Origin of the sequence: Roseimaritima multifibrata (assembly GCF_007741495.1) — a bacterium.
In the GTDB taxonomy this organism is placed as follows: domain Bacteria; phylum Planctomycetota; class Planctomycetia; order Pirellulales; family Pirellulaceae; genus Roseimaritima; species Roseimaritima multifibrata.
The window spans coordinates 2,632,605-2,644,851 of record NZ_CP036262.1; the positions used below are offsets into that span (position 1 = coordinate 2,632,605).

The window sequence follows — 12,247 nt, forward strand, 5'->3', positions numbered from 1 at the left end:
CACCCAGGCTCGGATGGGCAGGGTTGAAATCGTCATTTATAGATTTCACGTCCTCGCGAAAGTTAACATTCGGTTTCCAATCGATCCAGAATATCTTTTAGGATCGCAACGTCGCTTTCCGGGCGAGTCGGGCTGCCGGGGAACGTGTTTGCGGTTTCGATCCAGCCCCGCAGGTGAAGGAATTGAGCGGCATTGTGTTTGTAGGCTGGGACCGGATCGCGGAACGCGAACATTCCCAAGTACTGCAGTAAATCGTTCAGCTCGTAGAAAGCCGAATCGCCTTCTTCCCACATCCTGTCACGACGCGCGAAGGCTTCGGGCGCAAACGTGCTTAGCCCCAGCAGGTAATCGCTTCCGTACATGACCATGTCGATCGCCAAGTCGTTGCCGGTCAGGACACGGAAATCGGCTCGCTGGGCATCACGCAGGTCAAGCCGTTGCCATTCCAGGTCGCGTGACAGCGAAGAATGTTTGGCGCCTAGGCAAGCGGCAATCTGCATCAAGCCAGCGTAGACATCTAGGCTATAGATTTTGCCAAATGGGGCGAACATGGTCCCCAGTTCAAACGCGTAAAAAGTATCGCAGTGGGCGGCAATTTTTTCGTAGGCGCTGACGATTGCGTCGTCGTTTTGCTGAGTCAGCCCGTAGGACTGAAACAGGATCGGAGTCCCCCCGTGCTGCTGAATCGATTCGACCTGCTTGCAGTACGCCGCTTCATTAAAAGCGTCACCCGGTTGATCGCCGACAAAGGCTCCCGCCACATAAGGGCCACCTGCGACAATCCGCTTCGTTTCCGAAAGCACCTGCACACGCAGTTCTTCCGAAATCAGATTGGCATATCCGGTGTCCATGTTTACCGTTGGCACAAGACCGGCGGCGGCCGTCCGGGCGACATGGTCTTCAAATCCTTGCCAATCGACCTGATTTTCCTGGGTCAGGGGAAGCAGGATCGCCGACATGCCTTGGATTTTACGTCGAGGACGAATGCGAGAAATAGTCTCCAAGAGATCTGCCTCTGGTTGTATGGTGTGGAAAACGTAGGATCATAAACGGAATCCGCTTCGATTTGGAGCCGAACCCTGCATCCTCTCGATATTGCACCCGCTGGATAACCCCTGAATATGAATGATAAGTCACCTTTGCAGACTGCAGTTCGAGCCGCTCGTGCGGGAGCTGTCGAATTAATGCAGCGTTGGGATCACCGCTTGGTCCGAGAAAAAGGGCCTAAAGACCTAGTGACGGACGCTGATTTGGCGTCTCAGAAAGCGGTGCGAGACATCTTGATGGGGGCGTATCCCGAAAATGCATTTGTCGGTGAAGAGAACGGAGAAACGCAGCCGCCCGAAGCCGTTCGCGATGGAGAACTTGGAGCCCCCGCATGCTGGATTGTCGATCCCTTGGATGGGACCGTGAATTACGTGCATCAGTTGCAAAGTTTTGCGGTATCGATAGCTCTTTTTGCAGAAGGAAAGTTACAGGTCGGCGTCGTTTACGATCCGACGAGAGAAGAGATGTTCACGGCGGAACGAGGGAAAGGGGCTTTTTTGAACGGGCAACCCTTTACCGCTAGCGATTGCACGAAACTGAACGAAGCCTTGGTCGCTTGTAGTTTTGCGACCAGTGTTCCCCGCGATTCGGTTGAAATCGAAAGGTTTGTGCGGATGTTGGGGGAATGCCAGTCGATTCGGCGGTTAGGGTCCTGTGCCTTAAACCTCTGCTACGTCGCCGCCGGCAGGTTGGATGGCTATTGGGCTGCCAGCGTGAAGAGCTGGGATGCGGCGGCAGGAGCTCTCATCGCGCTGGAGGCTGGAGCTCAAATCGCAGGTTTGGAGGGAGAGCCATTTGATGTTTGGGAACCCAAATTTGTCGCAGCGGCAACACCGGTTCTGCAGCAAAGGATGCTAAAAATCTTTGCCGATTGATTTGAGCGTAACGGACGGCAAGAGAACCGGAGCTCATTGATCAATTTTCTTAGCGGAACGGCGCAAGCGGCTTGTTGATTTAGTGATTGTCGCTTTTCGTTCGGGACGCGAAATCCACAAATGACGGGGTTATAGCCATTGAAGAATCGACATGGGGCCGAGTGAAGACGTAGCCCGGAGGGCGGCAGATACTTGCCGGCGGCGTGAGCCGCCGGAGTGTGGATCGCCACGAAAAGGAAAGCCCAGCGGGCGACAGAACCACCCTTGTCTGTCGCCCGCTGGGCTTTTATGCGCTCGTTAGGTTTCCGTTGGCTTACACCAACGGCAAGTATCTGCCGCCCGCTGGGCTAAAAGCACCGCACTCCGTCTCGGATGGGCAAGGGGGGGGGGGAACGTCCGGCCACTGCCCTGGAAACATCACGTACTTGGCCGGACGGCTCGCGCCGTTCCGCTACGAAAACGAAAACGAAAACGAAAACGAAAAATCAGTCGGCGGCGTTGCTCTATTCCTCGCCGATCACGACGATTCGATTTCCATGGACTTCTAGGACCGTGATCGGTTCGCCTTCATTGATCGCCGAGCCGTCACTGACGACTGCATAGACGTTGTCACCAATTCGAGCTTTGCCTGCGGGACGCAGTGCGGTGACGGTGGTTCCGGTGGTACCGACAAGGTGTTCGAAATGGACCAGTTGTTCGCGTTGCTCGACCAAGTCACCGTCGGGGGCAGCTAGGTGTAAATGTCCAAACAGTTTGGTGTTGGGCAGCAATAGCCTTAGCAGGATCACTCCGGCCACCAAGCTGACACAGCTGGCGATCACCATCCATAGCGTTTCGCTCATCCGGGCGTATTGGTACGGGTTGCGTGGGATCACAAACGTTTGGCTGGCAAGGACGACTCCGCTGATCAGCATTGCCAGACCGCCCAGCCCAAACACTCCTACCCCCGGGACCACAAAGATCTCAATCAGGATAAAGATCACCCCCAATCCAAAGGCGACCAGCTCCAGCCACTCCGCCGTCCCCGCTAGGAAACTCATCCAGAAGAATAACGAAAAGCAGAGCATGGAAATGAATCCGGGAACGCCCAGCCCAGGAGCGCTCAATTCCATCGAAAACGTCATGAAACCGATCATCAGCAACAGGACGGGGAGGAAGGGGCGGTTCCCTAGCCACTCAACCGCTCGGACGATTTTTCGGTCCGACAGTCGACGTGGTTCATTTTTCAGTCCGATTTCGGCGGTGACCGCTTCCAGGTTCTCTGCGATCCCGTCGGCCAATCCTAGCTCGACCGCTTGGGCCCCTGAAATTCCTTGCGACAAATCGATCGGATCCCCTTGGGACCAGCGTTCGCTTTGGTCCTGTTCTTCTTCGCGGGCAATCTGTTCGGGGGTTGCGATCCGTTTGCGTCCGGTTTTACCGTCGGTGTAGTGAAAGACCTTTAGTTCGGGATCCAGCAGCCCGGCCAGGACGGTTGCCGGACGGTTGGCATCCATCGCGATTTGGTCGATCGCTTCCTGCATTTGGCGAACGTCTTGAGGGGTTAAGTTCTGGGCTCCGGGACCTCCCAGACGGGCGTCACTTGCGACCAAGAAAGGACGGCACGATGCGGCGATAAGAATCGAATCGCCCAACGCTTCGGTTTGTACCCAGCCGGCAGCCAGCCGTTGGTCCTGGGCAACGACCGAGAACGTACTGGCCAACCGCATGCTGTCTTCCAGGCTGCCGCCAGGACTATCGATGACAACAATCCAGGCGTCGGTGTCACGATGGTTGGCAGGCGATGCCAAGTTGGCTTCGATTCGCCGAATTCTGTTGGTCGTAACGTTGCCGTTTAATTCGACCAAAGTTCCGTTTTCGACTTTGACGCGGGTGGTCGCTTCGGGCCGTTCCCAGGCGGCAATTCGCAGCGCGTCCGCAGCCTCTTCTAGCGATTGAACCTGATGGCTTGCCATTCTCGCTTGGCGAAGCGCGTTGCCATCAAGGATCGCGGTCGCCCCCGGGGTGGAGAGCTGTGATTCTTGCAGCGATTCGCCTGCAGCACGGATCTTGTCTAGTTCTTCACCACTAACCAGCCGTCGCGTTCCATCGAGTTCCGTGACTTGAACCAGTTCCAAGCCAGGGTTCAACATTGCATCGACCAGTGACTGCGGAAACAGTCCGCGACGTGCCGCGATCGATTCATACAACAATTGAATGGAGGGATCGGGATCGACGTCGTCTGCAGACGCATCCCCGACGGAGGCTTGCGGGGTTACTAATAGTTGGTCACAAGCCAGGATGGGTAATACGGCGTGCCCGCGTACCGGCTTGGTTACAAACGCGACGATACGAAGGTTCCGCAGTTCGGGGCCACTGATCACGCGCGCCAGACGAAGGGCTTCTTCGAATTCGGTACCCGTCCCATCCTGAGACGAATCGGGCGTCCCGAATTCTAGCAAGACGATTTGACGTTCCCCGACAACCAGCGGCTTCTTGGCCAACGATTTCAGGCGGTCGATCAATTGGTTGCCAGCTTCGACGGTGATCGGAAGCGGAACCGATAGCACGTATCCTCGTTTCGCCTGCGCAGCTGGAGCAGCCTGAGCCGCTCTAGGTGCCTGCGCCGCTGGAGCGACGGGGGCTGCGTTGTCTGGTTCGGCTGCCGGCGCAGGATTGGTGTCCGCAGGAGCCTGTTTTTCCGCAGGAGCCTGTGCGTTTGCTTCGACGAACGGATTTTCTGCTTCCTGGTTCGACCAGCCCAAAGTAGGACCGCCAACACAGAAACCGACTCCAACGAGTAAAGTGGCCAACAATCGCAGCATAAGACTCGCACGCCATGGAGAGTGATTGGATCGCATCATCGCTCGCATCGTTAAGCAAACGGATGCTGTATTATACCGGCTGAACGCCGGGGGCATCACATCTCTTTGGGAGCGGCGAGCGCGCGGTGGCGTTCCAGCAGTTCCAGGAACGTCCCGGCAAGAATGGCTTCTCGGGCTTGGTGCATCAACCGCTGGTAATAGGTCAGATTGTGAATTGTCAGCAGAATCGGCCCCAGCATTTCGCCGGTGACAAATAGGTGCCTCAGGTAGGCCCGGCTGTGTTGGCAGGCGGGGCAGGGGCATGAATCCTCTAGCGGGCGTGGATCGTCCTTGTGGATGGCGTTCCGCAGTTTCAGCGGACCTTCGTCGGTAAAGGCAAACGCATTTCGTCCATTTCGCGTCGGCATGACGCAATCGAACAGGTCGACCCCTTCGGCGATCGCTTCCAGCATGTCGATCGGCCGTCCGACGCCCATCAGGTACCGAGGTTTGTCCTCTGGCAAGTGTGGGCAAGTTGCCTTCACGATCCGGTACATTTCCGGGGGCGGTTCGCCGACACTTAGTCCACCGATGGCAAATCCATCAAACGGATGGGCTGCGAGGTCTCGGGCACATTGGGCCCGAATGGTCTCGTTCAGGCCTCCTTGGACGATCGCAAATCGAGCCTGATCGGATCGGGTCGCCGCGTTTAGCGAGCGAACGGCCCAGCGTACCGATCGCTCGGTCGCATCGATCACCGCTTCATCGGAGGCGGGCAACGCAATCACATGGTCTAGGACCATAGCGATATCGCTCCCCAGGGATTCCTGGATCTCGACCGAATACTCGGGCGTCAGGTCAATCTTTCGACCGTCGATATGGCTGTGAAAGACCGCCGATCGCTCGTCGATCTTATTCAGCTTCGATAGCGAAAAGACTTGAAATCCACCGCTGTCGGTCAGGATAGGACCATCCCAGTTCATAAACTGGTGCAGTCCGCCCATCTTGCGAATCAGTTCGTGGCCCGGACGCAGCGCCAAATGGTAGGTATTCCCTAGAATCATTTGGGCTGTAACGTCAGGCAGCGTTGCGGTGGTCTCACGCAGTTGTGCTGCGGTGACCCCTTTGACGGTTGCCTGCGTACCGACCGGCATAAACGTCGGCGTTTGCACAACCCCGTGTGGGGTTGTGAACGTACCGCGTCTGGCCGCCGTTTGGCTATCGCGTGCGAGGCACTTGTACTCAGTCACCGCGAAGCTTCAGGCTCATTTCCGTCAGCTTTTCGCGGACTTCGGTAAGGCTGGTCACACCGAAGTTCTTGCACTCAAGCATTTCGTCGCCCGTCTTGCGGACCAGTTCACCAATGGTGTTCAGGCCAAGGCGGACCATGCATTTACGGGCTCGAACCGAAAGGTTCAGGTCCGAGATCGGACGGTCAAGCAAAGCTTGTTCGTCGGCCGACATGTGCGAAGTATCGATCGGTGGATCGGGTGACTTTTTCTCGTGAGCAAACTGACCCAGGGAAAGTCCCTTGCCGGTCAGCATTTCGCGAATTTCGTACAGGCTGGTTTCGCCAAAGTTCTTACTGGCCAGCAGCTCGGCTTCGGAAGTTCGGGTCAGATCCCCAAGGGTATCGACGCCCATCTTCTGCAAGCAGTTACGGCTACGGACGGAAAGTTCGAAGTTAGCGACCGGCAGGTTCAGTACTTGAGCCAAGCGATCGTTGCGACGTTGGGTTTCTTCGTCGTACAGGACGTTGCCCTGCGCCGAAGCGTCTTTCATGTAGAGGGTTGCTTGGGGGTGATCTGGATAGCATTCCAGAATTCGCCGGTAGCAGACCTGAGCCCGATCGAACTGATTTCGATCTTCGTACAGGATTCCCAGGTTGATCAAGACACCAACACCGGTAGGAAATCCGGCCGCGGCTCGCTCGTACATCGCGATCGCTTCGTCATCGTTTCCGTTGCGATCGTTTTCCAAGGCCAACCCAAACAATGCTCCGGCATGACCTTCGTCAATCTGGAGGGCTCGTTCGTAGTGGTTGATCGCTTCCGCTTTTTTGTCACCGATTGCGGCGACGGTCGCGGCGCGTTGGTATTGGTATTCAGCGGTCTGTTCGATGGGGCCGAACATATCGTCCAGGATGTTCATCGAACCTTCGAGGTCACGCATGTACCGTTTCGTTTCCGCAACGGCAAGTTTGCACTGATCCTCGTCGTAACCCGCTTTGCGGGCCGCTTCGTATTGGGTGAGGGCCACGTCATATTCGCCCAGTTCGAAAGCGCAGCGTCCCAGGTAAAACTGGGCAAGTGCTCCACCATCGGAACTGCTAAGCGTCTCGCGAGCCGCTTTGAAGCGACCCAGGAGAAGTTGACAGACACCAAATTTGGTCTGAGTCGCCGGACTACGGTCGGTTTCCTGTTCCATTTGGTTCACTGCATCGCGCAGTTCACCAAAATGAATGAAATCCGAGGCGATAGCCGTGCGGATGTTGGCGATCTCTTGGGGACCAAAAGAAGTGTTCGACAGGACGACTTCTTTTAAATCAAGAACTTCGGCTTCAGCCATGGTTCGTGAGGCTCCGGTAGACTCTGGGACTGGAAAACAGCCGTAAATAGGAGAGAGATAAAGCCAGCGGTGGGATTTGAACCCACAACCCTCGCATTACGAATGCGATGCTCTGCCAATTGAAGCTACGCTGGCAAATCGACAGAAAGTTTTTCTATCTTTCTGCGAGCCCAAGAGAATACTAATTCTAGCCCCTTTTCGTCAATAGCCTCAGGAATCGGCATTCCGCATTGACGAATAGGGGGGAAATTTCGTAATGAGCAAGAACTCTGAATCCTCATTTTAACAAACGTTGAAATTTGTTCACGTCCCTTCGCCGAGTCAAAGTTATGTCTGCATGGATGCCGACACCCTCCACTAGCCACTCTCGATCTCGTCAGGATGGGGGGCGACGTTGCCTTCCGCTGGTTTCCCATGCCTGGTCGGCAGTTGCGATTGCATGCATGGTGTTTACGCTCAGCGGATGCTCCTTGTTTAGAGGGGACAGTGAAAAGGATGGTGCCCTTGAGGATTTGCTGGTCGTTCCAGACCCCCCCGAAAAAATCGGTGAAGCGGCCCTGCCGTACGGATTGACCTACGCTCGCGTCCAAGGGGTGGGAGCCGTCAAGGGACTGAACCGGACCGGAGCTCCCGCGTTGCCCTCGGAGTACCGTGACCGTTTGATCGCGGAAATGAAAACTCACAATGTCGCAGACCCCGACGGGTACCTCGAATCGGATCTCACCGCATTGGTGATCACCGAGGCGATCATGTCGCCGGGCGTTAAACGTGGCGATCGCTTGGATATTTTAGTGACGGTTCCTTCCCGGTCGGAAGTGAAGAGCCTTCAAGGTGGTTGGTTGATGCCTTCACGTTTGCAGGAAATGAGACGATTGGATGTGGTTCGCTCTAGCAATGTTGCGGTGACAGGAACCGGCCCGGTATTGGTCCGTAGCTTGCACGACAACAGCGGCGAAGAAATGCAACGAACGGCAACGATCTTAGGCGGAGGCGTCGCCCAGGTGGACCGTCCGGTCGGCTTGGTCATTCGCCCTCAATATCAACATGCTTTGCTTTCCAGAGAATTCGCCAAAGTCATTAACCAACGATTTTACTTCTTTGACGGATCTTCGCGGCGAGGCATCGCGACCGCTCGCGAGGATGATTTCATTGAACTGGACGTGTTGCCCCGCTACGAAGAAAACGTCCACCGCCTGATCGCCGTGGTTCGTGCAATGAATGTGCAACCGCACGCGGGCGGTCTGCGAGGGCAGTTGGAATCGCTTGATAAAAAATTGAAAGAACCGACGACCGCAGCCGATGCGGCACTCAGCTTGGAAGCGATTGGTTCCGACTCCGTCCCGCTGTTGGTCGAAGCCCTGAAGACACCGGATGATGAAATTCGATTCTATGCAGCGGAAGCCCTGGCATACTTGGATGAAGCGGTAGCGATCGAACCGCTTGCGGAACTGGCCCGAACCGAATCGGCATTCCGTTACCCAGCCCTCAAAGCCCTGCAGGGAATGCCGCAGAATGCCGCGGCACAGGCACTGCGTGGCTTGATGAATGATCCAAACAACGAAGTCCGCTACGGAGCCTTTACGGCACTCCGAAAACGTCCCGATTCGGCCGATCTGGTCGGAGGCCAACGATTCGGCGATGGCTATTACCTGCACACCATTCCCTCGACCGCCGACCCTCTGGTCGCTGTCGGGCTGGGGCATCGGCCCGAAATTGTAATGTTCGGCAGCAGTTTCCCAATTGAATTGACCGAATCGGTTATCAGCAAAGGGGGAATCGTGATGCGAGACGATGGGGATGGAAAAATCAGTCTCAGTCGATTCCGCGTCGGCGAAGAGGACCAAACGACAAGCGTTCCTGCCAACATCCCAGCGGTATGTGCCGGGTTGTCCGCGATGGGGGCTGGGTACAGCGACTGTGTCGACGTTCTTAGTTCACTCAAGGCGAACCACGCGCTCCCCGCTCGTTTCGCATTCGATCCTAGCCCGCGGGCGTTGCGAACTTACTATCGCAACGAGGAGAACTTTATCGATCCAAGTGAACCGCCGTCTCTCGCTCCGCACGACATCACGCCGCCAGTGCCAAAAGAAAAGACCTTCTTCGAAAAAATGTCTTGGTGGAGTGAATAGTCCAGCGGTCAAGTCGCTAACGGTCCCGGCCGGGGTTTGGATTAGATTTTCTTAGCGGATCGGCGCGAGCCGACCGGCAAGTACGTAATGATTTCGGGGCGGTGGCCGGACGGCTTGGGACCGTGCGATTTAAAAATGAAGAAAGTCTGGCTCCCCTCGCCCCTAAGCGAGCTCTTTGGTGTGGACGAAATCTCTGGTAGTTCGTTGCGTGATCTCTGCCTCTTTGTTTGATTTAGTGGAGCTTGCTTGGGGGAGAGGGGCGGGGGGGGGGGGGGAGATTTCCAGGCGGCGATATTGCAGCGAAGACGCGGTGAAAGCCTCGGATTTTAAGCGGTTGTGCCACGCCTTGCCCAACGCTGTCGGCCCCCTCTCCCCCAGCCCCTCTCCCCCAAAACAAGCTTTTGAATCGACCTTAATTGAATTAGCTGGCGAACCGTTGATCCAGTATCAAACCTGTTTTAAGCGAGCTTGTTTTGAGGGCGAGGGGAGCCAGCCTGTCTTCATATATAGATCTCATCGCCTCTCGGTACGTGCGATTTCTTAATAAAGAAAGTCTGGCTCCCCTCGCCCCTAAGCGAGCTCTTTGGTGCGGAAGAAATCTCTGCTAGCTCATTGTGTGATCTCTGCCTCTTTGTTTGATTTAGTGGAGCTTGCTTGGGGGAGAGGGGCTGGGGGAGAGGGGGAGATTTCCAGGCGGCGATATTGCAGCGAAGACGCGGTGAAAGCCTCGGATTTTAAGCGGTTGTGCCACGCCTTGCCCAACGCTGTCGGCCCCCTCTCCCCCAGCCCCTCTCCCCCAAAACAAGCCTTTGGATCGTACTTAATTGAATTAGCTGGCGAACCGTTGATCCAGTATCAAACCTGTTTTAAGCGAGCTTGTTTTGAGGGCGAGGGGAGCCAGCCTGTCTTCATATATAGATCTCATCGCCTCTCGGTACGTGCGATTTCTTAATAAAGAAAGTCTGGCTCCCCTCGCCCCTAAGCGAGCTCTTTGGTGCGGAAGAAATCTCTGCTAGTTCGTTGCGTGATCTCTGCCTCTTTGTTTGATTTAGTGGAGCTTGCTTGGGGGAGAGGGGCTGGGGGAGAGGGGGAGATTTCCAGTCGGCGATTTTGCAGCGAAGACGCGGTGAACGCCTCGAATTTCAAGCGATTATGCCACGCCTTGCCCAGCGCTGTCGGCCCCTCTCCCCCAGCCCCTCTCCCCCAAAACAAGCTTTTGAATCGACCTTAATTGAATTAGCTGGCGAACCGTTGATCCAGTATCAAACCTGTTTTAAGCGAGCTTGTTTTGAGGGCGAGGGGAGCCAGACTGTCTTCGTTTATAAATCGCACGCCATTGCGCCGTTCCGCTAGGAATTGGAGTTGCGATCGGCCTCCATTCGCTGCTGACGTCACTGCTTACAGTAGGTCGGTCAGGACATGCCCGTGGACATCGGTCAAGCGACGATCGATTCCGTTGTGGCGGACGGACAGTCGAGTATGGTCGATGCCCAGCAGATGCATCGCCGTTGCATGGATGTCGTAGACCTCGGTTTTGTGACCGCGGTCGAGCGGCTTGTATCCCCATAGATCGCTCTCACCGTAGGTCCCGGGGCGAATCCCCCCGCCGCACATCCAGTTGGTAAACACAAACGGATTATGGTCCCGTCCGAGGCTTCCCTGCGAACAAGGCATTCGCCCAAATTCGGTGGTCCACAGGATAAGCGTGTCTTCCAGCAGTCCTCGTTGTGCAAGGTCTTGAATCAGCGCTGAAGCACCATGCGCCATTCCCAGCGCAAGCGGTTCGTGGTCGCGTTTAACATTTTCGTGACTGTCCCAGTTGCGCCGTGGATGCCCGTTGTCGTTGCCACTCCATACCTGCACAAATCGGACGCCTCGCTCCAGCAGTCGCCTGGCGATCAAGCATTTGCGCCCAAAGAATTCCTTTTCCGCCGGGACGTTGATTTGATCGTCCGAGACCCCTGGGCCTTGCGAAGACAATCCATAGAGGTCTTGGATGTATTGCGGTTCATCCGAAACGTCCAACGCATCGGTAGCCGATAACTGCATCGCGGCGGCCAACTGATAGGCATGGACTCGGGCGGCTAAGCGTCCATCTTCGGGCCGCTGGTCCGCGTACTGCTGATTCAGTTTCGCCAACGCATCGCGTCCCGCTTGCTCGGTATTGGCGGTGATCGTTGCCGCTTCGGGGGGAAACAAATCGGCGATAGGTTTCGCGCTTCCCGGACGGATAACGGTCCCCTGATGCTCCGCAGGTAGGAATGCACTTGCCCAGTTCTTTGCCCCGTTGGAAGCCAATCCGCGGTGGTCTGGCAGGACAACAAAGCTAGGCAGGTTATCGTTTTCGCTTCCTAGTCCATACGAAACCCACGACCCAGCGCTCGGGAAACCAGGCAGGTTGAACCCGGTTGTTTGCAGTAGCGTTCCCTGGCTATGCACACCCGTTTTGCCGACAACATTGTGGATGAATGCGATGTCATCGACGACTTTTCCCAAAGGGGCCACGATGTCACTTAACATTTTGCCATGTTCGCCGTAGGGGCGAAATTCCCAAGGGCTTCCCATGGTTGCCCCGGGAGTGCTTTGGAACAGTTCAACCTTTTCGCCTGGATCCCACGGCGTGCCATGGTGTTTAGTCAGGTAGGGCTTGTGATCAAACGTGTCGACGTGACTGGCGGCTCCTGCCATGAACAATTGCACGACCCGTTTGACTCGAGGCGGATGATGCAAGACCGGTGAAGAGGCAGCCGAAGCGGTGATCTCTTTTTGCAAAAGGTCCGCGAGCGCAATTCCTGCGAATCCGCCTAATCCCTGTTTCAACAAAATGCGTCGTTGTGGATTCATT

The 12,247-nt window shown here is 56.0% G+C and carries 7 protein-coding genes and 1 tRNA gene; 2 read left to right on the plus strand and 6 right to left on the minus strand.

Annotated features, from left to right (window positions below):
• Nucleotides 1–62 precede the first annotated feature (62 nt).
• Complete coding sequence (locus FF011L_RS09690) at nt 63–1,004, minus strand: dihydrodipicolinate synthase family protein (protein WP_246109838.1); 942 nt, start codon at nt 1,002–1,004, stop codon at nt 63–65.
• Nucleotides 1,005–1,121: 117 nt separating this feature from the next.
• On the opposite strand from FF011L_RS09690, the gene FF011L_RS09695 reads away from it, so the two are divergent.
• Complete coding sequence (locus FF011L_RS09695; protein WP_145351492.1) at nt 1,122–1,922, plus strand: inositol monophosphatase family protein; 801 nt, start codon at nt 1,122–1,124, stop codon at nt 1,920–1,922.
• Between the two features lie 503 nt (nt 1,923–2,425).
• Here FF011L_RS09695 and FF011L_RS09700 read toward each other — a convergent pair.
• The 4 genes from FF011L_RS09700 to FF011L_RS09715 all read right to left on the minus strand — a co-directional run bounded on the left by FF011L_RS09700 (nt 2,426) and on the right by FF011L_RS09715 (nt 7,408).
• A complete protein-coding gene (locus FF011L_RS09700; RefSeq protein ID WP_218933112.1) occupies nt 2,426–4,765 on the minus strand; it encodes an NfeD family protein in 2,340 nt (779 codons plus the stop codon).
• 56 nt (nt 4,766–4,821) lie between these two features.
• A complete protein-coding gene (gene tgt / locus FF011L_RS09705; RefSeq protein WP_145351494.1) occupies nt 4,822–5,955 on the minus strand; it encodes a tRNA guanosine(34) transglycosylase Tgt in 1,134 nt (377 codons plus the stop codon).
• Nucleotides 5,948–7,273, minus strand: a complete 1,326-nt coding sequence (locus FF011L_RS09710; RefSeq protein WP_145351495.1) for a DNA-directed RNA polymerase subunit alpha C-terminal domain-containing protein — start codon at nt 7,271–7,273, stop codon at nt 5,948–5,950. Before FF011L_RS09710 ends, tgt begins: the two co-directional genes overlap by 8 nt.
• A 61-nt stretch (nt 7,274–7,334) precedes the next feature.
• Nucleotides 7,335–7,408 (minus strand) — tRNA-Thr (locus FF011L_RS09715).
• A gap of 194 nt (nt 7,409–7,602) precedes the next feature.
• On the opposite strand from FF011L_RS09715, the gene FF011L_RS09720 reads away from it, so the two are divergent.
• On the plus strand, nt 7,603–9,402 hold the full coding sequence (locus FF011L_RS09720; protein WP_145351496.1) for a flagellar basal body P-ring protein FlgI: 1,800 nt from the start codon (nt 7,603–7,605) through the stop codon (nt 9,400–9,402).
• 1,398 nt (nt 9,403–10,800) lie between these two features.
• On the opposite strand, the gene FF011L_RS09725 is transcribed toward FF011L_RS09720, so the two are convergent.
• Nucleotides 10,801–12,246, minus strand: a complete 1,446-nt coding sequence (locus FF011L_RS09725; protein ID WP_145351497.1) for a DUF1501 domain-containing protein — start codon at nt 12,244–12,246, stop codon at nt 10,801–10,803.
• Nucleotide 12,247: the final 1 nt, after the last annotated feature.